The organism is Bradyrhizobium sp. USDA 372, from assembly GCF_053629095.1.
Genome location: NZ_JBRJHR010000001.1, coordinates 7,812,024 through 7,837,799, shown reverse-complemented (window position 1 = coordinate 7,837,799; position 25,776 = coordinate 7,812,024). Strand labels below are relative to the sequence as shown.

At 65.9% G+C, this 25,776-nt stretch carries 23 protein-coding genes and 1 pseudogene; 12 read left to right on the top strand and 12 right to left on the bottom strand.

The window, feature by feature from the left end; genetic code table 11:
• Positions 1-37 precede the first annotated feature (37 nt).
• The gene (gene rplI, locus AB7M16_RS36480) at positions 38-637 is read left to right on the top strand and encodes a 50S ribosomal protein L9 (protein WP_172786444.1); all 600 of its coding nucleotides are present in this window, start codon (positions 38-40) and stop codon (positions 635-637) included.
• A gap of 74 nt (positions 638-711) precedes the next feature.
• Here rplI and AB7M16_RS36475 read toward each other — a convergent pair whose 3' ends face one another.
• The 3 genes from AB7M16_RS36475 to AB7M16_RS36465 all read right to left on the bottom strand — a co-directional run bounded on the left by AB7M16_RS36475 (position 712) and on the right by AB7M16_RS36465 (position 2,792).
• Positions 712-1,179, bottom strand: a complete 468-nt coding sequence (locus tag AB7M16_RS36475; protein WP_212257535.1) for a PaaI family thioesterase — start codon at positions 1,177-1,179, stop codon at positions 712-714.
• Between the two features lie 11 nt (positions 1,180-1,190).
• Positions 1,191-1,787 carry a TetR/AcrR family transcriptional regulator gene (locus AB7M16_RS36470; RefSeq protein ID WP_453946967.1) on the bottom strand — a complete coding sequence of 199 codons (597 nt, stop codon included), beginning with the start codon at positions 1,785-1,787 and terminating at the stop codon, positions 1,191-1,193.
• A 105-nt stretch (positions 1,788-1,892) separates the two neighbouring features.
• Positions 1,893-2,792 carry a hypothetical protein gene (locus tag AB7M16_RS36465; RefSeq protein WP_172786441.1) on the bottom strand — a complete coding sequence of 300 codons (900 nt, stop codon included), beginning with the start codon at positions 2,790-2,792 and terminating at the stop codon, positions 1,893-1,895.
• A gap of 276 nt (positions 2,793-3,068) precedes the next feature.
• On the opposite strand from AB7M16_RS36465, the gene AB7M16_RS36460 reads away from it, so the two are divergent.
• Complete coding sequence (locus tag AB7M16_RS36460) at positions 3,069-4,319, top strand: SAM-dependent methyltransferase (protein ID WP_172786440.1); 1,251 nt, start codon at positions 3,069-3,071, stop codon at positions 4,317-4,319.
• A 9-nt stretch (positions 4,320-4,328) separates the two neighbouring features.
• Here the strand turns inward: AB7M16_RS36460 and AB7M16_RS36455 are convergent, their stop codons facing one another.
• Positions 4,329-4,601, bottom strand: coding sequence for a transcriptional regulator (locus AB7M16_RS36455; protein ID WP_453946964.1), 273 nt, complete (start codon positions 4,599-4,601; stop codon positions 4,329-4,331).
• A 485-nt stretch (positions 4,602-5,086) separates the two neighbouring features.
• On the opposite strand from AB7M16_RS36455, the gene AB7M16_RS36450 reads away from it, so the two are divergent.
• Both AB7M16_RS36450 and alr read left to right on the top strand, forming a co-directional pair.
• Entirely contained in the window at positions 5,087-6,598 is a 1,512-nt protein-coding gene (locus AB7M16_RS36450; RefSeq protein WP_061876691.1) for a replicative DNA helicase, read from the top strand.
• A 46-nt stretch (positions 6,599-6,644) separates the two neighbouring features.
• Positions 6,645-7,919: an alanine racemase gene (gene alr / locus AB7M16_RS36445; RefSeq protein ID WP_212257620.1), complete on the top strand. Its 1,275-nt coding sequence runs from the start codon at positions 6,645-6,647 to the stop codon at positions 7,917-7,919.
• A 135-nt stretch (positions 7,920-8,054) separates the two neighbouring features.
• Here alr and AB7M16_RS36440 read toward each other — a convergent pair whose 3' ends face one another.
• A complete protein-coding gene (locus AB7M16_RS36440) occupies positions 8,055-8,270 on the bottom strand; it encodes a hypothetical protein (protein ID WP_172786439.1) in 216 nt (71 codons plus the stop codon).
• 40 nt (positions 8,271-8,310) lie between these two features.
• Between AB7M16_RS36440 and AB7M16_RS36435 the strand changes: the two genes are divergently transcribed.
• Entirely contained in the window at positions 8,311-9,081 is a 771-nt protein-coding gene (locus AB7M16_RS36435) for an exodeoxyribonuclease III (RefSeq protein ID WP_439363268.1), read from the top strand.
• Between the two features lie 3 nt (positions 9,082-9,084).
• On the opposite strand, the gene AB7M16_RS36430 is transcribed toward AB7M16_RS36435, so the two are convergent.
• Both AB7M16_RS36430 and AB7M16_RS36425 read right to left on the bottom strand, forming a co-directional pair.
• Entirely contained in the window at positions 9,085-9,453 is a 369-nt protein-coding gene (locus tag AB7M16_RS36430; RefSeq protein ID WP_439400715.1) for a GFA family protein, read from the bottom strand.
• Between the two features lie 161 nt (positions 9,454-9,614).
• A complete protein-coding gene (locus tag AB7M16_RS36425) occupies positions 9,615-10,391 on the bottom strand; it encodes a potassium channel family protein (protein ID WP_172786514.1) in 777 nt (258 codons plus the stop codon).
• 220 nt (positions 10,392-10,611) lie between these two features.
• Between AB7M16_RS36425 and AB7M16_RS36420 the strand changes: the two genes are divergently transcribed.
• The gene (locus tag AB7M16_RS36420; RefSeq protein ID WP_260383401.1) at positions 10,612-11,337 is read left to right on the top strand and encodes a sulfite exporter TauE/SafE family protein; all 726 of its coding nucleotides are present in this window, start codon (positions 10,612-10,614) and stop codon (positions 11,335-11,337) included.
• Between the two features lie 12 nt (positions 11,338-11,349).
• Here AB7M16_RS36420 and AB7M16_RS36415 read toward each other — a convergent pair whose 3' ends face one another.
• Both AB7M16_RS36415 and AB7M16_RS36410 read right to left on the bottom strand, forming a co-directional pair.
• Positions 11,350-13,419 (bottom strand): putative bifunctional diguanylate cyclase/phosphodiesterase, encoded by a 2,070-nt coding sequence (locus AB7M16_RS36415; protein ID WP_453947321.1) that lies wholly within the window; start codon positions 13,417-13,419, stop codon positions 11,350-11,352.
• Positions 13,419-14,432 (bottom strand): ABC transporter substrate-binding protein, encoded by a 1,014-nt coding sequence (locus AB7M16_RS36410; RefSeq protein WP_453946961.1) that lies wholly within the window; start codon positions 14,430-14,432, stop codon positions 13,419-13,421. The genes AB7M16_RS36415 and AB7M16_RS36410 overlap by 1 nt, the downstream gene beginning before the upstream one ends.
• A gap of 327 nt (positions 14,433-14,759) precedes the next feature.
• Here AB7M16_RS36410 and radA point away from each other — a divergent pair, with 327 nt between their 5' ends.
• From radA to AB7M16_RS36380, 6 genes and pseudogenes are all read left to right on the top strand, one after another.
• Positions 14,760-16,205, top strand: coding sequence for a DNA repair protein RadA (gene radA / locus AB7M16_RS36405; protein ID WP_453946959.1), 1,446 nt, complete (start codon positions 14,760-14,762; stop codon positions 16,203-16,205).
• Between the two features lie 167 nt (positions 16,206-16,372).
• On the top strand, positions 16,373-17,002 hold the full coding sequence (locus tag AB7M16_RS36400) for a CvpA family protein (RefSeq protein ID WP_172786433.1): 630 nt from the start codon (positions 16,373-16,375) through the stop codon (positions 17,000-17,002).
• A gap of 28 nt (positions 17,003-17,030) precedes the next feature.
• A pseudogene (gene purF, locus AB7M16_RS36395) lies at positions 17,031-18,555 on the top strand (amidophosphoribosyltransferase).
• A 180-nt stretch (positions 18,556-18,735) separates the two neighbouring features.
• The gene (locus tag AB7M16_RS36390) at positions 18,736-19,476 is read left to right on the top strand and encodes an SDR family NAD(P)-dependent oxidoreductase (protein WP_453946958.1); all 741 of its coding nucleotides are present in this window, start codon (positions 18,736-18,738) and stop codon (positions 19,474-19,476) included.
• Between the two features lie 267 nt (positions 19,477-19,743).
• Entirely contained in the window at positions 19,744-20,967 is a 1,224-nt protein-coding gene (locus tag AB7M16_RS36385) for an ABC transporter substrate-binding protein (RefSeq protein ID WP_172786430.1), read from the top strand.
• A 393-nt stretch (positions 20,968-21,360) separates the two neighbouring features.
• Positions 21,361-22,332, top strand: coding sequence for an IS110 family transposase (locus tag AB7M16_RS36380; RefSeq protein ID WP_453944235.1), 972 nt, complete (start codon positions 21,361-21,363; stop codon positions 22,330-22,332).
• 191 nt (positions 22,333-22,523) lie between these two features.
• Here the strand turns inward: AB7M16_RS36380 and AB7M16_RS36375 are convergent, their stop codons facing one another.
• The 3 genes from AB7M16_RS36375 to AB7M16_RS36365 are packed head-to-tail and all read right to left on the bottom strand — an operon-like array spanning position 22,524 to position 25,750.
• Positions 22,524-23,780 (bottom strand): TCR/Tet family MFS transporter, encoded by a 1,257-nt coding sequence (locus tag AB7M16_RS36375; RefSeq protein ID WP_453946956.1) that lies wholly within the window; start codon positions 23,778-23,780, stop codon positions 22,524-22,526.
• A complete protein-coding gene (der, locus tag AB7M16_RS36370) occupies positions 23,777-25,159 on the bottom strand; it encodes a ribosome biogenesis GTPase Der (RefSeq protein ID WP_453946954.1) in 1,383 nt (460 codons plus the stop codon). The genes AB7M16_RS36375 and der overlap by 4 nt, the downstream gene beginning before the upstream one ends.
• Before the next feature lie 51 nt (positions 25,160-25,210).
• On the bottom strand, positions 25,211-25,750 hold the full coding sequence (locus AB7M16_RS36365; RefSeq protein WP_439400721.1) for a hypothetical protein: 540 nt from the start codon (positions 25,748-25,750) through the stop codon (positions 25,211-25,213).
• Positions 25,751-25,776: the final 26 nt, after the last annotated feature.

Sequence of the window (25,776 nt, the reverse complement as noted above, 5' to 3'; positions counted from 1 at the left end):
CTGAAACCCTACAGAGCACTTCAAAAGGAGAACGAATATGGAAGTCATTTTGCTGGAACGCGTCAACAAGCTCGGCCAGATGGGCGAAGTCGTGAAGGTTCGCGACGGCTACGCTCGCAATTTCCTGCTCAAGCGCGGCAAGGCGCTGCGCGCCACCGCCGACAACCGGGCCAAGTATGACGGCATGAAGGCCGAGCTCGAAGCGCGCAATCTCGCCTCGAAGGCCGAGGCGTCCAAGGTCGCCGAGAAGATCGAGGGCAAGAACATCATCGTGATCCGTCAGGCGTCGGAAGCCGGCCAGCTGTTCGGCTCGGTCAACGTGCGTGACATCGTGATCGCGTTCGAAGCCGACGGCGTTTCGCTCGCCCGTCCGCAGATCCAGCTCGACGCGCCGATCAAGACCATCGGCAAGCACTCGATCACCGTTGCCGTTCACCCCGAGGTCGAGGTCGAGATCACCGTGACGGTCGCGCGCAGCCAGGACGAGGCCGAGCGCATCAACCGCGGCGAGGACATCTCGACCCGCAACGAGGATCGCGATGCGGCCGCCGAAGCGATCGCCGCCGCCGGCGAGTTCTTCGATCCGGAAGCCCAGCACGACGACGTCGCGCCGGCGCCGGCCGCGGAAGAGAAGTAACTCCAATGTCGTCATTCCGGGATGGTCCGAAGGACCAGACCCGGAAGCCCGAGATATGGATCAGCCCGGTCGCGTCACGCGGCCGGGCTTTTCGTTTTTGCAGCGACGTCCTCGCTCAGCATCGCGATCGATGCCAGCGCCGTGGCCGTATGCTTCTCGACGCCGTCGCTGACGCAGAACACGTCAGCCGCGACCACCGCGACCTGGCGGCCGGGCTTGATCACCCTGGCACGGCAGATCAGCTTCTCGCCAACCGCGGGCGACAACAGATTGAGCTTGTATTCCGCCGTCAGCGCCGGCTGGCCGCGCGAGGTGGCGGCCGCAATCGTCGTGGCGTTGTCGACCAGGAAGGCGGTGACGCCGCCGTGGAAGAAGCCGTGCTGCTGCAAGAGCTCCGGCCGTCGCTGCACGGCGATGGTGCAGGTGCCGCGCGACAATTCGGAGAGCTCGGCGCCGACCAGGTTCATGAAACCCTGTCGGCCGACATTGGCGTGGATGCGCTCGGCAATCGGCGCAAATTCCGGATCAGCTTCGGCCCGCATGCGGCCTCCCCTTATTGCTTGTTGATGCGATCGAACGGCCTCAGCGCGCGCTTGGCGCAGTCGATCAGCGTGTCCGCCTCGGTGCGCGGATCGGTGCGGTCGCGCCCCGACAGGAAGGCGCGGCAGAAGATCTGCGCCGGACCGATCAGCTGGCTGATGAACATTGCCGGCGTCATCGGCAGAAGCTCGCCGCTTGCGACCAGCGGCGCGCGCCAGCGCTCGATGCCTTCGGCAAGCCGCGCATTCTGCGCCCGCTGGGCGTCGCGCACGTCCTCGCCCCATTCGCTGCGCGAGATCTCGAAGAGGTAGCGCGCCTCGCGCCGGCTGGTGACGACCCAGTCGAGATGCGCCCGGATCAGGCGATCGATGCCGTGCTCGGCATCGGGCACGGGATCGAGCGCGGCCAGCACCGCGGCGTGATAGTGCCGCAGAACCTCCAGAAACAACGCACCGGCGAGCTCCTTCTTCGAGCCGAAGACGTGGAAGAAGCTGCCATTGGAGGCGCGCGCCCGGCTGCGGATCGCGGCCACCGTCGCGGCCTCGAAGCCGACGCGGTCGAACACCATCAGCCCGGCCGCCAACAGATCGTCTCGCACGCTCGCCGCCATCGCGCCTCCTGGAGTATTACTCTAGAGCAACACTCTAGAACTGGTCAATACGGAGCGGAGGTCGCCATGAAGGCGGCCTCCGCTCGTCTGTCTAAGCTAAGGGACTTACCGCGAGATCGGCGGTGCCGGCGGACCGGAGGACTCGGCCGGCGCCGCGGGCGGGGCCGGCTGCGGCCTGGCCGCCGGCTCGGAGCTGGCTGCGGGCGCGGCCGGCCTGGAAGCAGCCTCTTCGGCCGGCTTTGGCGCCGCCGGCTCGGCAGGCTTCGCGGCGGCAGGTGCAGCCGGCGTCACCTGCGGGACCGGGTCGGGTCGCGAGGCCGGAGCGTCGCTGCGCGGCTCGACCTTCGCGGTATCAGGCTTAGCGCTATCAGGCTTGGCCTCGACTGGCTTCTCGGATGCCGGCTCGACCTTGGCACTGTCAGGCTTGACGGCGTCCGGCTTCGGCTCGCTCTTCTTGTCGTCAGTCGCCGGTGCGGCCGCATCGACCTTCGGGGCTTCCTCGGTCCCGGGCTTGGCGCGGCGCTTGCCCTTGCGTCCCTCGGGCGCAGCCTGTCCCTCGGGCTTCGCGCCGTCATCGGCCGGCCGTGCGGCACGCTTCTGGCGCGTGCCCTCGGCGGCCGGAGTGGCGCCCTCGCCCTCGGGCCTGGCGGCCTCCTGCGCGCGCGGGCGTCGGCCCTGCTGCTCCGGCGAAGCGCCGTCCTTCTTGCCGTCCTTGGCTTGGTAGCGGGTGTCGGTGGCGCCATTGGAGACCAGATAGGCGGAGAGGACGCCCGCCATGTCCGAGCTCGTGGTGTAGTGCTGGCGCAGGAAACCGGGCAACGAGCCGGGCGACACGGACTTCAGCAGTCCGCGCGGGCTCTTGTGGCAGGCATTGCAGGTTTGCGCGAACAGCTGGGACGGGGACTTGCCGGCCTCGAGGTTCGTCGCCTGCGCAAGGACGGAATCGGCCGCACCGAAGCCAATCAGAAGCATCACCGTCGCGAGGCTGAGCGCTCGGCTCGACATTCCCATGATCTCCGTTGAATTTTACTGCGAAGCAGCCGGCATCCGGTGCGGCGGCGGTCACCTTTTAACCGATTGAGCCGCGAATGGAAGCAGGTCCACGCGCAAGGATGTGGTTAAGCGGTTTTCGAATATCTACTTTGAATACAGTGCAATAGCGCGGCCGGAACCGGCTCGCTAGATTTAGATGCAAACGCATAGGAACCGCTGCGGCGCCTGGGCGTCAGATATGAAGGCCGGGTTAGTCGCATCTTTCGGGTTCGCTCGAGAGGAGTGCCGATGGACCGTCTGTTGCGTCGATTCCTGTCTCAATTCATCCGCCGCGGCTCGCTGACGGTGACCGGCGCCAGCGGATCGAAGTTCACCGTCGGCGACGGCTCCGGCGAGCCGGTCGCGGTCCGCTTCGTCACCGCGGACGCCGAGCGGAGGGTCCTCATCAATCCCGAGCTGGGGCTTGGCGAGGCCTACATGAACGGCGAGTTCGTAGTCGAGCGTGGCAGCATAGCTGATGCCCTCGCGATCCTGCTCGATCAACCCGACCTATTGCCGCAGTGGGCAAAGCCGTGGTGGCACCTGCGTTACCTGACGCGGCACCTCAAGCAGTTCAATCCCCGCCCCCGCTCCCGTCAAAACGTCGCGCATCACTACGATCTCGACGGCCGGCTCTATTCGCTCTTTCTCGACGCCGACAAGCAATATAGCTGCGCCTATTTCGAGACGCCCGAGATGTCGCTGGACGACGCGCAGCTTGCCAAAAAAAGGCACATCGCCGCGAAGCTTCTCGTCAGGGACGGCCAGCGCGTGCTCGACATCGGCTCCGGCTGGGGCGGCCTCGGGCTCTATTTCGCCGAGATTGCAGGCGCCGACGTCACCGGCGTGACGCTGTCGACCGAACAGCTGCAGGTCGCCAATGCGCGCGCCGCCGAAAAGGGCGTGGCGGGCTCGGCCAGATTCCTGCTCCAGGATTATCGCGACGTCGACGGTACGTTCGATCGCATCGTCTCCGTCGGCATGTTCGAGCATGTCGGGGCAAGGTTCTACGACGCCTACTTCCAGCGCTGCGCCGAACTGCTGAAGGAAGACGGCGTCATGCTGCTGCATTCGATCGGCCGTTCGCAGGGCCCGGATTCGACCAATCCCTGGATCGCCAAATACATCTTCCCCGGCGGCTACATCCCCGCGCTGTCGGAGGTGCTGCCGGCGATCGAGCGTGCGGGCCTCCTTGTCTGCGACATCGAGATTCTGCGCCTGCACTATGCCGAGACGCTGAGGGCTTGGCGCGAGCGCTTCATGGCGCGGCGCGAGGAAGCCGTGCAGCTCTACGACGAGCGCTTCGCCCTGATGTGGGAATTCTACCTGGCGGCCTGCGAGATGACGTTCCGCAAGCAAGCCATGATGAACTTCCAGATCCAGATCACCCGTCGCCAGGGCGTGGTGCCGATGACCCGCGACTACGTCCCGCGGGAGGAAGCCCGGCTGCGCGCGCGGGAGGGCGCGGCCACGCCGAGGCTCAAGCTGGCTGGTGAATAGGTCCGGATCCTAGTGACGAAGCGTCGAAATCCTGGATGTCCGGAAAGACGCCGTTAACGCCAATTGCGCCCGCAATTCCAGCAGGATTTCGGGGGCGACCGGCTGGCGACGCACCTCGGGCCGCTCCGCATGCTTCATGGCAGCGATCAACCCGGACAGCCAAAGCCGGCTGCCTGCCTCGCTTCGCCAGTTCTGGTGCTGCCGTTCTGGCTGCATCGCTCGCCTCGTATCCCTGTCGGCGGGAAAAGAGATAATCCCCTGCCCCTCCGCCTGTTCCGGCATGACCCCGAAAGAATCCGGGGAGATGTGATCTGTTTCACATAAGTCTGGTCGGGCCTGGCTTAGACCGTCGCCATGAGCAAAGAGACCCAAACCTCATTCGACGTGCAGGACGACCTCCGCACCGATTACGCCCTGATCGTCACCGGCGTCGGGGCGGCCCTGGTTGCGCTGGTCTACCTCCTGCTGGTCTAAAGCCGAGCCGAATGCGGCTGCGCTGCGTCATTTCGCGCGCCTCCCCATAGGTCTGCGCGCCAGCCGACAGGGTTCATGGGTTTCAGGATTTTTCCAAGGCGCGACCGCGGCCCCTTTCGGACGAGCGAGCTCCGCCAAAATCCAGTCAAGCGCGGCGCATGCTGCGGCTGCTAATCATCCACCATTTTAACTGAGCGGTTGATAGCGGTCAGCTTTCGCTTCCGCTTTGCACCGAGGCGGCGCTTTATCCCGGCCCCGCATCCGCCCAAGAAAATTGCTAAGCACGTCCGACCATGGCACTGACTGATTCGAACGTTCTCAAACTCGCGCCCGATGCCGGAACTCCCGCCTATCGGAGCGCGCCGCACAATATCGAGGCGGAACAGAGCCTTCTGGGCGCGATCCTGGTCAACAACGACGCCTTCTACCGCGTCTCCGACTTCCTGGAGGCGAAGCACTTCTTCGAGCCGCTGCACCAGACCATCTTCGAGACCGCCGGCAGCCTGATCCGGATGGGCAAGATCGCCACCCCGGTCACGCTGAAGACGTTCCTGCCGGCCGATACCGACGTCGGCGGCATGACCATCGGCCAATATCTGGCGCGGCTTGCGGCCGAAGCGACCACCATCATCAACGCCCAGGATTATGGCCGCACCATCTACGATCTGTCCTTGCGCCGCGACCTGATCGGCATCGGCGAGGACATGGTCAACGTCGCCTATGACGCGCCGGTCGACTTCCAGCCGCGGGCACAGATCGAGGACGCCGAGCGAAAGCTGTACGAACTAGCCGAATCCGGCCGCTATGACGGCGGCTTCCAGAAGTTCTCGCAGGCGCTGGCGGTCGCGGTCGATCTCGCGGCCAAGGCGTTCCAGCGCGACGGAAAACTGTCCGGCATCTCGACGGGCATGCGCGACCTCGACACCAAGATGGGCGGCCTGCAGCACTCCGACCTCATCATCGTCGCGGGGCGTCCCGGCATGGGCAAGACCTCGCTCGCGACCAACATCGCCTACAATGTCGCCCGAGCCTACGTTCCGGAACTCCAGGCCGACGGCACCACGAAGGCCGCCAATGGCGGCGTGATCGGCTTTTTCTCCTGCGAAATGTCGGCCGACCAGCTCGCCACGCGTATCGTGGCCGAGCGCACCGGTGTTCCCTCCTCCCACATCCGCCGCGGCGGCATCTCGGAAGCCGATTTCGAGAAGATCCGGGAGGTCTCGATCGAGCTGCAATCGCTGCCGTTCTATGTCGACGCCACCGGCGGCCTGTCGATCGCGCAGCTGATGGCGCGCGCGCGCCGGCTGAAGCGCCAGAAGGGTCTCGATCTCCTGGTGATCGACTACATCCAGCTGCTCTCGGGTTCGAGCAAACGCGCCAGCGACAGCCGCGTGCAGGAAATCACGGAGATCACGACCAGCCTTAAGGCGCTCGCCAAGGAGCTCAACGTTCCCGTGATCGCGCTGTCCCAGCTATCGCGCCAGGTCGAGTCCCGCGACGACAAACGGCCGCAGCTCTCAGACTTGCGCGAATCCGGATCAATCGAACAGGACGCCGACGTTGTGCTGTTCGTTTACCGCGAGGAATATTACCTCGCCATGAAGGAACCCCGCCCAGGCACGCCTGAACACGAGAAGTGGCAGCTCGACATGAGTCTTGCGCACGGAAAGGCCGAGGTCATCATCGGCAAGCAGCGCCACGGCCCGACCGGCACCGTCGATTTGGCGTTCGAAGCCTCGGTCACGCGGTTCGGCGACCTGGCACCCGACAGTCAGCTGCCGGCTCGCAGCGACAACGACTACTGAGTTCCTTGAACCGGACCTACCTCTTGCGTAAAACGGCGCCATGACAATGGCGTCCGCCCCGAAATCGATCCCGCAATCCGGCCCACTCTCCGCGGAGGCCAACCAGGCCGCCGCGCTCGCGGCCTATGGCGGCGTGCTGACCGTCGATCTCGACGCGATCATCGCCAATTGGCGCAAGCTCGAGAAGACGGCGGTGCCGGCCGAATGTTCGGCGGTGATCAAGGCCGATGCCTATGGCTGCGGCGCCGAGCAGGTGTCGCGAGCCCTCAGCAAAGCCGGCTGCAAGACCTTCTTCGTCGCCACCATCGAGGAAGCGCGCAAGGTGCGCGCCGCCGTTCCCGAGCCCACGATCTACGTGCTCGGCGGCTACTTCCAAAACACCGGCGAGCACTACGCCAAGATCAATTGCCGTCCGGTGATCGGCGATCTCAACGAGCTCGCCGAATGGGACGTGTTCTGCCGCCGCACCGGCTGGAACGGGGGCGCTGCTATTCACATCGACACCGGCATGAACCGGCTCGGGCTGACGCTGTCGGAAGCGCAGGCCATCATCCCCCGCATCAATGCCGGCGATCACGGCATCACGCTGGTGATGAGCCATCTGGTCTCGGCCGAGCAGCTCAACAGCCCGATCAATGCCAGACAGCTCGCGGCCTTCCGCAGCATCGCCAGTGAGTTCACAGGCGTGCCGGCGGCGCTCGCCAACTCCTCCGGCATCTTCCTCGGCGCGCCGTTCCAGTTCGACCTGGTGCGGCCGGGAGCTGCGCTCTACGGCGTCAACCCGACGCCGGAGGCCGACAATCCCATGCAGCAGGTGGTCGACCTCAAGGCGCGCATCGTGCAGATCCGCACCATCGATCGCGGCGAGACCGTCGGCTATGGCGGCACCTGGACCGCGCGGCGTCCGACGAAACTCGCGATCATCGCGGTCGGTTACGCCGACGGCTATTTCCGTGCTGCGAGCTCCAATGACGGCACCCGCGGCGCCGATGTCATCGTGGCCGGCAAGCGCTGCCCTATCGCGGGCCGCATCTCCATGGACCTGATCGCGATCGACATCACCGATCTGGCGCCGAATGCGGTGCGGCGCGGCCACATGGTGACGCTGCTCGGCGAAGGCATCACCGTCGACGAGCTCGCGCACCATTTCGGCACGATCGGCTATGAGGTGCTGACCAGCCTCGGCCACCGCTATGCCCGCGTCTACAAGGGCGGCAATGTCGAGGAGCCGCTGACGAAGCCGGAGCCCGCGTCGAACGCCGGGCAGCCGCCCGCCCCGCCAATCGAGCAGCCGCCGGCGTTGCCGCCGCTGCCAAGTTAAGCGACGCTCTCGTGCCCCGGACGCAGTGCAGCGCTCCTTCAGCGCTCCGCTGCAGAGCCGGGGCCCATCTCTCGACAGTGTGCCGTGTCGCCTTCTGGATCCCGGCTCGCGCTCCGCGCGTCCGGGACACGAGGGCTACTTCTTCTTTCTGCTGTCCAGCGCTGTCTTGCAGGTGGCGCTGAGCTGGTCGCGCTTGGCGTTGAGACAGGCGACGATGCCGCCGCCCGGCGCGATGCCGGCGCAGAATTTGTCATAGTCCGCCTTGCACGCGCCGCGCGTTTCGGCTGACTGTGCCGTGGCCCCGGAGAACGCGACGACGAAGGCAGTAGCGGCAAAGCTCAATTTGAACATTGTATCTCCGAGGACGGAAGGCAGGAGCCGGTAGCTCTACATGAAGATCGCGACATTCAACATCAACAACATCAACCGCCGCCTGCCCAATCTGTTGGCATGGCTGCGCGCGGCGAAGCCCGATGTCGTCGCGCTTCAGGAGTTGAAGGCAAGTGATGGCGAATTTCCGGCGGCCGCCATCGAAAAGGCCGGCTATGGCGCGGTGTGGCGTGGACAAAAGACATGGAACGGCGTTGCCATCCTCGCCCGCAACGCCGAGCCTGTGCTGACGCGCGACCGGTTGCCAGGAAAGCCCGCCGATCTCGAAGCGCGCTACATCGAGGCCGCCGTGCGCGGCGTCATCGTCACCAGCATCTACCTGCCCAACGGCAATCCGCAGCCGGGACCGAAATTCGACTACAAGCTCGACTGGTTCGCGCGGCTGCGGCGCCACGCCAAGACCTTCATCAAGCAGGACCTGCCGGTGGTGCTCGCCGGCGACTACAACGTCGCGCCCACGGAGATCGACATCTATCCGACGCGCTCATGGGACAAGGATGCGCTGATCCAGCCGAAGAGCCGCGCGGCCTTTGCCGCGCTAGTCGAGCAAGGCTGGTGCGACGCGATCCGCGAATTGCATCCTGACAAGCGCATCTACACGTTCTGGGACTACATGCGGAACCGCTGGCCGCGCGATGCGGGCCTGCGGCTCGACCATCTCCTGCTCAGCCCGGCCCTCGCCCCGCGTCTCGCCAAAGCCGGCGTCGACAAGAAGATCCGCGGCGAGGATGGCGCGAGCGACCACGCGCCGGCGTGGGTGGTGTTGCGGTGACCCTCACCACAAATTCCTGCCGTCGATCACGTTCACCGGCACGGCCTCCAGATCGAAATCGTCGAACAGGCGCGCGTTGACGGCAACCTTGGGATTGTCGAAATCGGGCTTGCCGGTCGACCAGTCCGGCGACTCCGAATAGGTGCCGCAGCCGCAAGTCGCGCAAAAATGGTGTTTGACGGTGCGGCTGCCCCAGAGATAGGTCGCCACGTTCTCCGGCGGCGACAGCAATCGAAATTGCGCAGGCTTGTAATAGGCCCACAGCGCGCCGCGCTTGGCGCAGAGCGTGCAGGTGCAGCGCGTCACGCTCGAAGGCGCCTCCGTCACCTCGAACACCGTCTCACCGCAATGACAGCTTGCCTCGATCGGCATGATCCGCTCCCGTTTTGTCAGGAGCGCGGTCGTAGCCGGCCGCTGCTGCCAACATGCTGTCAGCAGCGGCACGGTCAAAACAAAAAGGTGAAAACAACCCCATGCACAGTAGGAGACCTCAGTCCGGTCACACAGCGCACCGCGCCGGCGTGAGAGGCTCTTCAGGTGGCCCCCTCATCGGGAATATTGAGAACATTGCCGCAGGCCTTACAATGGACGGCGTCGGCATCATGCCTCTGGAGTCCGCAAGTCGGGCACGGAAATCGCACCTTGTGCGGACTGAGCAGTGCGCGGGCGAGATTGAAGAACAGCGTGACGCCGAAAATCATGATCACGACGGTGATCAAGCGGCCGACCGTGCCCGGCAGGGTAATGTCGCCGAAGCCGGTCGTCGTCAGTGCCGTGACGGTGAAATACAGGGCATCGGCATAGTTCCGGATCTCATCGTTCCGAAACTTCTGGGTCTCGTAAACGATGCCGGTCATGACGAAGATGAAGACCGCCAGATTCGTGACGGCAAAGATGACGTCTTCATTGCGACGAAAGAATGGAGAATCGAGGCGGAGCCTCACCAGCATCTGGTAGTCGCGAAGCAGCCCCAACGTCCGCAGGATCCGGAGAAAGCCGCCCGCTTCGCCGGCAAGCGGCGCCAGGAAGGACACGATCGCGACCATGTCTGCCCAGGTCGCGAGCTGGGTGAACTTCCGAAGCGGATGCCGATCGACCAGGAGCCGAGCCGAGAAGTCGGCAAGCAGTATGGCGCCGAACAGAACATCGAGCGTCTCGACGATGCCACTGGGCTGCAGGAACGAGGTTGCAATGATGAACAGCACCGTCACGATATCGAAGACGAGCAGCGCATAGCGGAAGCGCACGCCGTCCGGCGTTGCGCCCTCGTAAAGGCGGCGGACCTTGCTTCGGAGAGACGTTATGGTCACGGCACCATGATCGCGGTTCGCACGAATGATGCCAACTCGGAACGGGTGCCGCAAGGTCCGCTCCAATCGCGCTGTTTCTGCCGGAGCAGCAGAACGTTGCCGCCCCCCAAAAGAATGGCGCGCGCAATTCAGGAACGAGGAGAACGAGGCAGCACTCGGGACAATGTTCGCCCTCTCCAGCCCCTCCGGCTACACTGCCCCGATTCCCGGAGCGCTCGCCTTGGCCTTCCTGTTCGTCCTCACCACCGGCCTCATTGCCGGCACCATCTCAGGCATCGTCGGCACCGGCTCGTCGATCATGCTGATGCCGGTGCTGGTCTATGCCTACGGGCCGAAGGAGGCCGTGCCGATCATGGCGGTGGCCTCCGTGATGGCGAACTTCTCCCGGATCCTGGCGTGGTGGCGTGAGGTCGATTGGCGGGCCTGTGCGGCCTATTCGGTTACGGGCATTCCGGCGGCGGCGCTCGGCGCGCGGACGTTGCTGGCACTGCCCGCGCATGCCGTCGATCTCGCCATCGGCCTCTTCCTGATCGCGATGGTGCCGGTGCGGCACTGGCTGGCGCGGCACGACCTCAAGGCCAATCTCTGGCATCTTGCGATCGGCGGCGCGGTGATCGGCTATCTTACCGGCATCGTGGTCTCGACCGGGCCGCTCAGCGTGCCGCTGTTCCTGTTCTACGGCCTGTCCAAGGGCGCCTTTCTCGCCACGGAGGCGGCCTCCTCGCTTGGCCTCTATTTCGCGAAGTCAGTGACGTTCGAACGTTTCGGCGCGCTGACTGGCGAGGTCTTCATCAAGGGACTGATCGCGGGCTCCTCGCTGATGTCGGGCGCCTTCATCGCCAAGCGCTTCGTGCTGCACCTGAAGCCGGACGTGTTCCGCCTGGTGATGGACGCGATCATGATCGCCGCCGGGCTCTCGATGCTCTGGAACGCAGCGCAGCCGTAACCCGGCCACGGCTCAGGCGGCGAATTCCGGGGTGATCGATGGGCTGTCAGCCATGACGCGGCTCGCCGCCGCCGGCTGGCCATCGAGCCATTGCAGCACGGCCTCGAGCGGCTGCGGCCGCTGGTAGAGGAATCCCTGTCCGAGCCGCACGCCCATCTCGCGCATGGCCGCGGCCTGCTCGGCGCGCTCGATGCCTTCGGCGACCAATGTCAGTCCCAACGTGGCGGCGAGTGATGCGATGACGCCGACTATCGCCTTGTCCTCCGCGCTGCCAGGAATTTCGCTGATGAATGCCTTGTCGATCTTCACCTTGTCGAGCGGAAACCGGCGCAGATGGGCGAGCGAAGAGTAGCCGGTACCGAAATCGTCGAGCGCGATCGTGGCGCCCAGGCGCCGCAGGCGATGCAGCGTTTCGGAGGCGCTGGCGATGTTGTTGATCAGCGATCCCTCGGTGATCTCGAGCTCGAGCATCGATGCCGCGACACCGAAGCGCGCGCAGGTCGCGCGCAGCTCGGCGGCGAGCGAATGATCGGCAAGCTCGGACGGCGGCAGATTGATCGCGATCCGGATCTGCGGCCTGCCCGCAGCCGCCAATTGCTGCAAGGCCTGGCAGGCATCGGTCAGCACGTACCGGGTCAGCCGCGCATTGTTGCCGCTGCGCTCGATCAGCGGCAAGAATTCGCCGGGGCCGATCACGCCGTGCTCGGGATGGCGCCAGCGGATCAGCGCTTCCAGGCCGACCACCTCATGGCTGCCGAGATCGACCTGGCTCTGGTACCAGACCTCGAACTGGCCTTCGGCAAAGCCGGTGGGAATGGCGAGCTCGAGATCCCTGCGGCGGCGATAATCGCGCTGGAGCGCTTCGTCCAGCACGGCGACCGTGCCGGGCGCCTTGCTCTTGGCATGATAGAGCGCGATGTCGGCGAGCGTCGGCAGATGCGACAGCTCCGGATCGTCGGCGTGGCGCACGGCAAGTCCGATGCTGGCGCGCGGCACCACTTGCTTGTCGTGGAGGCGGATCGGCTCGGAAATGGCATCGAGCACGCGTTGAGCGAATGCGTGCGCGGCCTGTTCGTCGCTCACCTCGGGACGAATGACGACGAACTCGTCGCCGCCGAGCCGGGCAACCCAGTCCTCGGCTTCGACCGCGCGACGAAGGCGCTGCGAGATCTGGACCAGGAACGCATCGCCCGCCTCGTGTCCGAAGGTGTCGTTGATGCCCTTGAAATCGTCGAGATCGATGAAGCAGAACGCGACCAGCGTATCCGCCGCGCCTCCATTCTGGCTCGTCACGGCGAGGCGCTCGGTCAGGGAGCGCCGGTTCGGCAGCCCGGTCAGCGGATCGTGCGTCGCCATATGCCCGAGCCTTTCCAGCGCGCCTGACGTCGTGTGCTGCATGGCGTTGAAGGCGCGCGCGAGCTGGCCGAATTCGTTCGAGGACGTGACATCAGCCGGATAGGCCCGGCCGTCCTGCTTGCTGCGCTGGATCGCCGACATCATGGCCGCAAGCGGCCTGCCGATGAAGATGTTGGCGGAGATCCGCATGGCGATCAGGGTCGCGAAGGTTGCGAGCAGCCCGACGACGAGCAGCAGCATCAGGCGGCTGCCCGCATCCACGTACAGCGTCGCACGCGAATAGGCGATGGCGATCCGGCCGGCCTGAACGGCCATATTGCCGTTGCTGTAGCGGATCGGGTGCGAGACCTCAGCAACCGACTGGCCTTCCGAGCGCGCGACCACACGGGCGATCGCGGCGCCTGTATCGTCATAGACGGCCGCCGCCGCGATGGTCTCGTCATGCATGATCTCGTTGAGCACGCCCGTGACCTGGTCGTAACGCATCTTCCAGAGCGGCTCGGCGATCAGCTCGGCGCGGCTCTCGGCGACGCGGGCGATGCGGGCGTCGAGCTGCCTCAGCTGCGACCAGAAGCTCGATGCCTCGACGCCGGCGGAGGCGAGCAATTGCACCAGCAGCAGAACGGGCACGGTGGCCCAAATCATCGCGTGGACGACCGAGCGCAAGCGCGGTGGCTCTTCCTGCTGCTTGCGATCCGGATCGGTCATCGCCTCATCCTTGCGCATCAATCCGCAACGCCTTCGGCAAGCGGCAGCGACGAGATGAGCGCACCGACGGAGAAGTCATATTGACCGCAGCGCCCGGCCTGCGCCCGAAACCGCGTGAAGTCGATCCGGTCGAACGCCCGGGTCCTGATGAGGTCGCCGACCGACGCGAGATTGTCGCGGGTGATTGCCGACGTCTTGACCTCGACGCGGGGCGAAACGGCGGCGAAATCGCAGCCGTCGGCATAGTCGCGCAGCAGAACGACGGACCAGCCGCCGAGCAGGAAATGCCCGCCATCGGTCAGGAGCATGCGGCCGGCCTTGATCTCGCGCATCGCATCCTCCGACCAGTTGAGGCCGACCACCTGGATGTTCTGGCCGGGCACGAGGCCCGCGGCGATTGCCGCACGTAGCGCGCCGAGCGCCATCGGATCGTTTCCAGCCCAGATCCCGGCAGGCCGGATTTCCTTGCGTGCGGCCCAGCTCAGATAGTTTGCCGTAACCCGCTCGGCCTCGGACTGCGTCCAGTTGGCGAACAGCATGCGGTCCACCACGACGTCGGACGCAGCATCCGCCGCGAGCTTGAGGCCGGCATTGCGGGCGATCGAGGCGGGCGTCGTCTCGTCGCCACCGATGCCGAGAATGTGGATCTTGCCATCCGGGCTCTGCCATTTCTCGGCACGCGCGGCCGTGATTAGCGCATCGGCCATCCGCGCGCCCGCAATCTGAAGATCGGTCGTGATGTCGCCGAGCCAGGTCTTGAGCTTGTGCCTCGGCGGTCCAAGACGCACCGCGTCCTCGCCGATCAGCGTGTTCGAAAGCAGCAGCGTCTTGACGCCCGCGGCTTCGGCGGCCTCCAGGATGGGAACGGCGGCGGATTCCTCGTTCGACAGGATGAGGAAGTCCGGCTTGTCGGCACGGGCCACCACGCCGAAGCCGAGCTCCTGCATGGTGCGGTAGTTCCGCTCGCTGGTCAGCACCTCGACATGCGCGTCGAGCTTGCGGCCGGCAGCCTGCATGGTCTGCGCGACCATGTCCCAATAGACCTCGCCGGACTTGCCGGGATTGACGAAGACGATGTTGAGGGGCCTGGCAAGGGCTGCGGCCAGCGGACCCGAAAACGCCGCAGGCCACGCCCGCCGCGAGCAATATTCGCAGAAATCTCGTCATCTTCGCCGCCCCCGTTGGTTCCGAGATTGGACCCCCGTCCGCTAAAGAATTGGCAAAATCCAGCCGGGCACGGCGGCACAGAGCTAACGAAGGGTATATCTCCGGTGCCAAATTGAGATATTCGAAGCTCCGGCGATCGGCCCGCCATTCCGTGCTATCAGCACATCCGAAACCCGCGACTCGCTGTCCCCATGGCCAAATCCACGCTGTCCTTCGTCTGCCAGAACTGCGGCGCGGCCTATAACCGCTGGCAGGGCAAGTGCGAGTCGTGCGGCGAGTGGAATACGCTGGCGGAAGAAGACACCAGCGGCAGCGTGCCGGTGTCGATCCGCTCCAAACGCAAGGGCCGAACGTTTGCGCTGGAGAGCCTTGCCGGCAAGAGCCCGGACGCGCCGCGCCTGTCCTCGGGGATGACCGAGCTCGACCGCGTCACCGGCGGCGGTTTTGTCCGCGGCTCCGTTTTGCTCGTTGGCGGCGATCCCGGCATCGGCAAGTCGACGCTGCTGACGCAGGCGACCAGTCTCCTGGCGCGCGCCGGCCACCGCGTCGTCTACATTTCCGGCGAAGAGGCGGTCGCCCAGGTGCGCCTGCGCGCCGAGCGGCTCGGGCTGTCGGACGCGCCGGTGCAGCTCGCGGCCGAGACCTCGGTCGAGGACATCGTCTCGACGCTGTCGGAGGGCGCAGTGCCCCGGCTGATCGTGATCGACTCGATCCAGACCATGTGGACCGACACGGTGGAATCGGCGCCCGGCACGGTGACGCAGGTGCGCGCTTCGGCGCAGGCGCTGATCCGCTTCGCCAAGAAGACCGGAGCCGCCATCATCCTGGTCGGCCATGTCACCAAGGACGGCCAGATCGCCGGCCCCCGCGTGGTCGAGCACATGGTCGATGCGGTGATGTCGTTCGAGGGCGAAGGCTCGCAGCAATTCCGCATCCTGCGCGCGGTGAAGAACCGCTTCGGGCCGACCGACGAGATCGGCGTGTTCGAGATGACGGGCCTTGGCCTGCGCGAGGTCACCAACCCGTCGGAGCTGTTCCTGTCCGAGCGCGATCTCGGCACGCCCGGCACCGCGGTCTTCGCCGGCATCGAGGGCACGAGGCCCGTTCTGGTCGAATTGCAGGCACTGGTGGCCCCAACCTCGCTCGGCACCCCGCGCCGGGCCGTGGTCGGCTGGGATCCGAGCCGGCTCTCGATGGTGCTGGCCGTGCTGGAGGCCCATTGCGGGGTCAAGCTGTCCGGCCACGACGTCTATCTGAACGTTGCCGGCGGCCTGCACATCCACGAGCCCGCGGCCGATCTCGCCGCCGCCGCGGCCCTGGTGTCATCGCTGGTTAATGCGCAGTTACCCACCGATGCCGTCTATTTCGGCGAAATCTCGCTGTCGGGCGTGGTGCGCCCGGTGGCGCAGACCCCGGCCCGGCTGAAGGAGGCGGCAAAGCTCGGCTTCCAGCGCGCGGTGCTGCCCGAATCGGCACGGGGCGATGCGGGCGGCGACGCCGGACTGTCCCTGAACACGGTGAACAGCCTGACGACATTGGTCGCCGAGATCGCAGCCCGGGGCTCCCGCCGGGGCGAATCCAGCGCGCAGCCAGAGAAAAATGCCACACCGGCAAGATTCCGCCGCGGAGAGGGTTAGGTGGAGGTGACGCCGGAGGCCCTCGCCGCTATACAGCCGTCACAAAAGCAGCATGGGATTGCGTGGTTGCGGCCTTGCCGGGAACGCCGTCTGCCCTTCTTTTAGGGCAGCGGCCAAACACCGATTCGCTAGAGCACCTTTGAAGTACGAGCGGACCAGACCAGCCGATGCCAGTAACACTCCTCGACCTGATCCTGCTCGGTGTGATGCTGATCTCGGGCCTGCTCGCCATGGTCCGCGGCTTCATGCGCGAAATCCTGTCGATCGCGGCCTGGGGTGCGGCGGCGATCGTGACGCTGTATTCCTTCTCGAAGCTGCTGCCGACCGCCAAGAGCTATTTCAACAACGACACGGTCGCGAGCGTGGTCGTGGTCGCCGGCGTGTTCGTCGGCACCCTGGTCGTGGTCTCCGTCATCACGGTCCGGATCTCCGACATGATCCTGGATTCGCGGATCGGCGCGCTGGATCGCACCCTCGGCTTCCTGTTTGGGCTGGCTCGCGGGCTTTTGATCGTGGTGGTTGCCTTCCTGTTCTTCACCTGGCTGGTGCCGGACAAGCAGCGGCCGGACTGGGTCACCGGGGCCAAGTCCCGCGTCGTGCTCCAGGGAACCGGCGATTGGCTGATGGCCCTCTTGCCTGACGACCCCGAGAACACCATCTTGAAGAGATTCAAGAAAAACAAACCAGATGATGATCAAGCTGAATCCGAGCAGCAGCCTTCGGGCAGTGGCGACGGGTACAGTAAATCGGCTCGTGACGGCATGAAAAAGCTGATCGAGAAACCTGCGGCGCGTTGATAGAGCCCTAGAGAGAGGCGAGAACGAGATGCGACACCCTGACCAGGACGCCCTGCTTGATCTCGATCCAAACGCCGGTCCAGGCCCGGCCGCACTCGAGCTTCAGGACGATCTGGAAGGCGATACGCTGCGCGAGGAATGCGGCGTCTTCGGCATCTACGGTCACCCTGATGCGGCGGCCATCACCGCGCTCGGCCTTCACGCCCTGCAGCACCGCGGCCAGGAGGCCGCCGGCATCGTCTCCTACGACGGCAGCCGCTTTCATTCAGAACGCCGCCTCGGCCTCGTCGGCGACACCTTCTCCCGCCGCGAGGTGATCGACCGCCTGCCCGGCAGTGTCGCGGTCGGCCATGTCCGCTACGCCACGACCGGCGCCACCATCCTGCGCAACGTGCAGCCGCTGTTCGCCGAGCTCAATGCCGGTGGCCTTGCGGTCGCCCACAACGGCAACCTCTCCAACGGCCTGACGCTGCGCCGCGAACTCGTCAAGAACGGGCGCGATGATGCAGTCGACCTCCGACACCGAGGTGATCCTGCATCTGGTGGCGCGCTCGAGGCGCAGCCGCTTCATCGAGCGCTATATCGACGCGCTGCGCGAGATCGAAGGCGCCTATGCACTGGTCTCGCTGACCAACAAGAAGCTGGTCGGCGCGCGCGATCCGCGCGGCATCCGCCCGCTGGTGCTCGGCGAGCTCGACGGCTGCCCGATCCTGACGTCTGAGACCTGCGCGCTCGACATCATCGGCGCCCGCTTCGTGCGCGACATCGAGCCCGGCGAGGTCATCGTGTTCGACGAGAACGGCCAGGACATCCACAAGCCGTTCCCGCCGATGGCGCCGCGCCCCTGCATCTTCGAATACATCTACTTCTCGCGGCCGGATTCCATCGTCCACGGCCGCTCGGTCTACGAGGTGCGCAAGAATTTCGGCGCGCAGCTCGCACGCGAGAGCCATGTGCCTGTCGACGTCGTCGTGCCGGTGCCGGATTCCGGCGTGCCCGCGGCGGTCGGCTACAGCCAGCATTCGGGCGTGCCGTTCGAGCTCGGCATCATCCGCAACCATTATGTCGGCCGCACCTTCATCCAACCGACGCAGGCGATCCGCGAATCCGGCGTGCGCATGAAGCACTCGGCCAACCGCGCCGCGATCGAAGGCAAGCGCATCATCCTGATCGACGACTCCCTGGTGCGCGGCACCACCTCGAAGAAGATCGTGCGCATGATGCGCGATGCCGGCGCCAAGGAGGTGCATTTCCGTCTCGCCTCGCCACCGATCCTCTACCCTGACTATTACGGCATCGACCTGCCCGACCGCGGCGGCCTGCTGGCAGCGACGCATTCGCTGGAGGAGATGCGCGAGCTCATCGGTGCGGACTCACTCGCCTTCCTGTCGATCGACGGCATGTACCGCGCCATGGGCGAGCCCGGCCGCGATCCCGCCAATCCAAAGTTCGCGGATCACTGCTTCACCGGCGTCTATCCGACCCATCTTACCGACCAGACCCAGACCGAGCCGCAGCCGCGGCAGCTGTCGCTGCTGGCGGAGGCGAGCTGACGGCGAACGCGTCATCGCGGGGCGGTCCGCAAGGACCGAACTATGGTGCGCAATTGCGCACCTGAGGATCTCGACATGTTGCCTCAAACCTCTGGATTCCGGGTTCGATGCTTCGCATCGCCCCGGAATGACGACCATGCGGGGGCTTGTCCCGGCCGTCCACGGCTGTAAAACCCCGCCATGACAAAGCCCTTCGCTGACCGCATCGCTCTCGTCACCGGCGCCTCGCGCGGCATCGGCTATGCCACCGCTATCGCACTGGCCAAAGCCGGGGCGCATATCGTTGCCACCGCGCGTACGCAAGGCGGGCTCGAAGAGCTCGACGACGAGATCCGGAAAGAGGATGGCAGTGCCACCCTGGTGCCGCTCAACCTCACCGATTCCGACGGCATCGCGCGTCTCGGCGCCGGCCTGCACGATCGCTACGGCAAACTCGACATCCTCGTCGGCAATGCCGGCGTGCTCGGCCCTTCCTCGCCGATCGGCCATATCGAGCTGAAGACCTTCAACGAGGTGATGGCGGTGAACGTCTCCGCGAATTTCCAGCTGATCCGCTGCATGGAGCCGCTGCTGAAGCAGTCCGATGCCGGCCGCGCCGTGTTCATCACCTCGGGTGCCGCCAACAAGGCCACCGCTTACGTCAGCCCCTACGCGGCGTCCAAGGCCGCACTGGAGACGCTGGCACGCGCCTGGGCACAGGAAACCGCAAACACGAAGCTGCGTGTCAATCTGTTCAATCCCGGCCCGGTGCGCACCCGCATGCGCGCAACGCTGATGCCCGGCGAGGATCCGGCGACGCTCGACACGCCCGAGCAGGTTGCCGAATTCATCGTGCCGCTGTGCGCGCCCGACTGGACCGAGACCGGCAAGTTCTACGACTACAAGACCCGCACCCTGATGAGCTTCCGCGCTCCGGCCTGATTGCCTTCGGACGCCATGCCCGGGGCATGGCCATACCGCCGAAGTCGGTGCCGGAAAGCGCAATCAGAAATTCACGCTGACATCGCACGCGCTGAAATAGCGTCTCAACGCATTTTGCCCAAAAGTTAACCGAAGGATGACGCTAGGACGCAGCGTCATCCGGCTTTAGGTGCATTGCCGTCGGCCGTGGGACACGGTAGAGCGATCACTTGGAACAAGGCTCCCAAAGAGAGCCGTTCGCATATTTGACAATGGAGGAAGCCTTTTATGACGATGCCCGCACGCCGCACCGCGGCCCTTCTGGCCTGTGCCGCTTTCGGCTTTGCCACATCCGCCTTCGCGCAGGACAAGACCATCAAGATCGGCGTGCTCAACGACATGTCGAGCCTCTATGCCGACATCGGCGGCCCGAACTCGGTCGCGGCAGTGAAGATGGCGGTCGAGGATTCCGGCCTGAAGGCGAAGGGCTGGACCATCGAGGTGCTCTCCGGCGATCACCAGAACAAGCCCGACATCGGCGTCAACATCGCCCGGCAATGGATCGACGCCGACAAGGTCGACGCCATCGCCGACACGCCGAGCTCCGGCGTGGCGCTCGCGGTGAGCAATCTCGTCAAGGAAAAGAACGCGGTGCTGCTCAATTCAGGTGCGGCCACCGCCGACCTCACCGGCAAGGCCTGCACGCCCAACACCGTGTCCTTCACCTACGACACCTACATGCTCGCCAACGGCACCGGCAAGGCGCTGACCAAGGCGGGCGGCGACAGCTGGTTCTTCCTCACCGCGGATTACGCGTTCGGCCATGCGCTGGAGCGTGATACCGGCGCGGTCGTCACGGCGACCGGCGGCAAGGTGCTCGGCGGCGTCAAGCACCCGCTGAACACGGCGGACTTCTCCTCCTTCCTGCTGCAGGCGCAGTCCTCCAAGGCCAAGATCATCGGCCTTGCCAACGCGGGCGGCGACACCACCAACGCGATCAAGCAGGCCGCCGAATTCGGCATCGTCCAGGGCGGACAGAAGCTCGCCGCGCTGCTGCTGTTCATCAACGACGTGCACTCGCTCGGCCTGAAGACGGCGCAGGGCCTGACCTTCACTGAGTCCTTCTACTGGGACCTCAACGACCAGACCCGCGAATGGTCGAAGCGCTTCCAGAAGGTCTCGCCCAAGGGCTCGATGCCCTCGATGACGGTTGCGGGGCTCTACGCCGAGATCCTGCATTACCTGAAGGCAATGGAAGCGCTCGGCAGCAATCCGCATGACGGCGCCAAGGTCGTCGCCAAGATGAAGGAGCTGCCGACCGACGATCCGCTGTTCGGCAAGGGCCCGCTGCGCCAGGACGGACGCCGCCTCATCCCCGCCTATCTGTTCGAGGTGAAGAAGCCCGAGGAGTCGAAGGGACCGTGGGACTATTACAAGCTGGTCGCCACCATCGCGCCGGAGGATGCGGCCAAGCCGCTCAAGGACAGCGACTGCCCGCTGGTGAAGAAGTGACCGTGTAGCGGTCATCCCGGGATGGTGCGCACGGGACCGTGTAGCGCGGCCCGCAGCACCAGACCCGGGATCTCGCGCGACATGCGACACTGCCGTAGGGTGGGCAAAGCGAAGCGTGCCCACCATTTCTCGATATCGCATAACGATGGTGGGCACGGCGCTTACGCGCCTTTGCCCACCCTTGTATTAGCGCGCCGGGTTAGGATGGCCCCGTTCCGTGAGGAATGGCCCAGCCCGGGTGGCCGCCCGAGCTGGGCCGCCGATCGATCGGATCGATGCCCACCGAAGCCTTGAAGGGCTGCGTTTCGTAGCAAGATCGCGGTCGGCACTTCATCGGGACCCGCATGGTTGAACGAACTTCAGGTTCGCATTCACAAGGGAGGGTCGAGGAAGATGGCCAAGCGTATCACGATCTGTGCCGGGATCGATACCGGCAAACATAAGCTCGACGTGGCGGTCGACGGCAGCTCGGAGCAATGGCAGGTCGACAACACGGTAGAAGGCCACCAGGCGCTGGTGGAGTGGCTGAAGCGCCGCAAGGTCAAGCGGATAGGGATCGAGGCCAGTGGAGGCTACGAGCAGGCGGTGGTCGCCGAGCTGCGGCGCAAGCGGTTCGTCGTCATCCTGTTTCAGCCGAAGCAGGTCTGTGCCTATGCCACGTTCCATCAGCTGCTGGCCAAGAACGACAAGATCGACGCGGCGCTGATCGCGATGTGCACTGCTGCGGTCAAGACGATCCATCCCGCTCCGGATCCGCGCCTGCAGCCCTTTGCCGAGCATCTGACGATGATCGACCAGATCACGGAGGACATCGCAAGACTGAAGAACCGGCTCGAGAGTTGCCGCGACACGCGGATTCAAGGGATTTGGAAGGCGCAGATCGCGCTCCTGGCCAAGTCCAAACGAGCCGAACTCAAAGCGCTGCTGGCGGCGATCCGCCAGCACCCTGATCTGGCCGCACGGCTCGATCTGATCTATAGCGTCGCCGGCTGCGGCCTGCCGACCGCCGTTGCCGTCCTGGTCAGGATGCCCGAGGTCGGCAACATCACGCGCGGGCCCGCTGCAGCTCTCGGCGGGCTGGCGCCTTATGACGACGACAGCGGCAATCACGCCGGCGCCCGTCACATCGAGGGTGGCCGCGAACGCCTGCGCCGGGCGCTCTACAACGCGGCTCTCGCGGCATCCTTCCGCTGGAATCCGCAGCTCAAGGCTCTGTACGCCCGCCTGATCGCAGCCGGCAAACGCCACAAATGCGCGCGCATCGCCTGCGCCAGAAAGCTGCTCGTCACCATCAACGCCGTCGTCGCCCGCGGAACTCCCTGGGTGGCCGAGGTGCCTCAACGCGCCAAGCTGCCCGCCGTCTGACCGCGTTTCTTTGTTCGATCAGGCGACCGTTTCTTCGTCCCGACCTGCCGCCACAACGACGCCGCGCGCAGCGGCCGTCAAGGCTGGCCGTCGCTCTGCTCTCGCCTCACACCCGCTGCTGAAAGGCCACGCCTTGACGGTCGCAAGCGCGGCGTCATGCTCAAGGCAATCGGGCGCCGCTTTAATGGTTGCTACGAGACCGTCTTCGTAACGCCCAGCGAGCGCACCGCGATCGCAACGCACACCACCATCAGCACCGCGGCGAGCAGGAACGGCGCGCCGGGCAGATGCAGCGGTGCGCTGGCGCCGATGAAGTAGGAAAACGTCAGCGTGAACAGGAACGGGCCGACGAGCTGCGACACGCTCTGCACGCTCGCGGTCGCGCCCTGCAGCTGGCCCTGCTGCTCCGGCGCGACGAGCCGCGTCATCAGCGCTTGCGAGGCGGCACCGGAGATGCCCCACAGCGCCAGAACGGGAATCCCGAGCCACGACAGCGGTCCGGTCGGCGCAGCGCCGAGCACCACGAAGCCGACCGCGCCACAGCAGAGGCCGAGCAGCAGCGCGTTCCGCTCGCCGAGCGCGCGCACGATGGGGCCGATCGCAAACCCCTGCACCACCATGGCGCAGATGCCGACCATGGCGAGCGTCAAGCCGACCGTCTTGGAATCCCAGCCATAGCGATAGGTCGCATAGAGCACGAAGGTCGAGGGCAGCACGACGTGGGCGACCTGCGCGATGAAGTTGACGATCGACAAGGCGGCCAGCACCGCGTTGGAGCGCAGCAGCTGCAGCGCCCCGAGCGGATTGGCGCTGCGCCAGTGGAACGGCGCGCGCTTGTCGGGCGCAAGCGACTCCGGCAGCACGAACAGGCCATAGAGCGCGTTGGCGAAGCTCAGGGCCGCCGAGGCCCAGAACGGCAGGCGCGGATCGATATCGCCGAGCAGGCCGCCAAGCGCCGGCCCTAAGATGAAGCCGGCGCCGAAGGCCGCCCCAATCCGGCCGAAGACCGCCGCACGCCGTTCCGGCGGCGTGATGTCGGCGATATAGGCGAAGGCGGTCGAGATGCTCGCCGAGGTGATGCCGGAGATGACGCGGCCGACGAACAGCCACGCAAGCGACGGCGCTAGCGCCATCAAGACGTAATCGGCCGCGAGCCCGAAATTCGACAGCAGCACCACCGGCCGCCGTCCGAAACGATCCGACAGCGCCCCTAACACCGGCGAGAACACGAACTGCATCAAGGCCCAAGCGGTGCCGAACACGCCGAATATGCGCGCGGCATGTGCGGTGTCGTTGTCGACGAAACTTTCGATCAGCTTCGGCAGGATCGGCATGATCACGCCGAGCGCGAGCATGTCGAGGAGGATGGTGACGAAGATGAAAGCGACGGCGCCGCCCCTGGCCGGCGCTGCGCCGTGCACCACCGCTTCGCCCGCGCCGTCGCTCACGACGGCCGCTTGCGCTTGTGCGCGAAGGGATTGGCCTTCTCGCGCAGCGTGATGCGCACCGGCGTGCCCGGCAGCTCGAAGGTCTCGCGCATCGAATTGGTGAGATAGCGCAAGTAGGATTGCGGCACGGCGTCCGCGCGCGAGCAGAACAGCACGAAGCTCGGCGGGCGCGCCTTGGTCTGGGTGATGTAGTTCAGCTTCAGCCTGCGGCCGGAGACCGCGGGCGGCGGGTTGGCCTGGATCGCCTGCTCGAACCAGCGATTGAGCGCTGAGGTCGGCACGCGCCGGTTCCAGATCGCATAGGCGTCCTGGATCGCCTGCATCAGGCGGTCGATGCCCTCGCCCATCAGGCCCGAGACGGCGACGATGGGCACGCCCTTGAGCTGCGGCAGCCAATGATCGGCATCGCGGCGCAGACCCGAGATCGCGCCGCCGCCCTTGGTCTCCATCAGATCCCATTTGTTGACGGCCAGCACCTCCGCCCGTCCCTCGCGCTCGATCAGGTCGGCGATGCGCAGGTCCTGCTCCTCGAAGCGGTTCTGCGAATCCATCATCAGCACGACGACTTCGGCAAAGCGCACCGCGCGCAAGGCATCGGCTACCGAGAGCTTTTCCAGCTTCTCCTCGATGCGCGAGCGCCGGCGCAGGCCCGCGGTGTCGAACACGCGGAAGTCGCGGCCCTTCCAGTTGATCTCGACGGCGATGGAGTCGCGCGTGGTGCCGGCCTCGGGGCTGGTCAGCAGGCGCTCCTCGCCGAGCAGATGGTTGATCAGCGTCGACTTGCCGGCATTGGGCCGGCCGACGATGGCGACCCGGATCGGGCGCGTCGCGGCCTCTTCCTCGGTGAGCGGCGCGTCGTCCTCATCCTCGTCTTCCTCGACGCGCTCCGGCATCAGCCCGGCGAGCGCGTCGTAGAGCTCACCCATGCCCTCGCCGTGCTCGGCCGAGATCTGGATGGGATCGCCGAGGCCGAGCGCGAACGCTTCCATCGCACCGGCATCACCGTGCTTGCCCTCGCTCTTGTTGGCGACGAGCAGCACCGGCTTGTTGGCCTTGCGGGCGAAATCGGCGAAGGCGCGATCGGTCGGCGTCAGGCCGATGCGGGCGTCGACGACGAAGAACAGCGCGTCGGCCTGCGCGATCGCGGTCTCGGTCTGCTCCTGCATGCGCGCCGTCAGCGAGCCCTTGGCGCCCTCGTCGAGGCCGGCGGTATCGATGATGGTGAAGCGGAGATCACCGAGCCTGGCCTCGCCTTCCCGGCGGTCGCGGGTGACGCCGGGCAGATCATCGACCAGCGCGAGCTTCTGCCCAACCAGGCGGTTGAACAGCGTCGATTTGCCGACATTGGGCCGGCCGATGATGGCGATCGTGAAGGACATCGGTCATTCGTGCGCTGCCGGGGCTGCGCCTGTCAATGCAACGGGAAAATATCAGCGCGAGAAGCTGCCGCTCGGCAGCGGCGCCGGGAAGGCGCTCTGCGATTGCTGCTGCGTGGCCGGGGCGGGTTGCGTCGGCTGCGCCGGCTGATCCGGCGCGGTGGTGCGCCTGCGGACGATCTTGTGCTTGGGCGGCGGAGCGGATGTCGCTGGCGCGGCCTCCGGCTGGGCCTCGCCATCGACCTCGCCGGCGGGTGCTGCGGCTGGCGCGGCCGCCGCGGCGGGCTGCTTGGTATGCTTTGCCTTGGCCCCCTTCGCCGGCTTGGCCGGCTCCGGCTCCGCGGGCAATGCCGCCACGGCAGGTGCGTTCGGGTCGGGTTGCTGCTGCTGCGCGCCCTTGTACAGATCCCTCGGCACGCCCTGCTCGAGCCCCGGCACGCCTTCGGGGAAGACCGGCTTGCGGTCGCCCGGCAGCTTCTTCTTGGTGTCGAGGAAGTCGAGCAGGTCGCTCGGATCGAAGCTGGAGCAGCCGCCCAGGGCGCCGGTGAAGGCGATCAGGACGGCGGCTGCGATCAAGCGGGGCGTGCGGCGCATCTTGGTGTCTCGTTACGTCAGAGAAC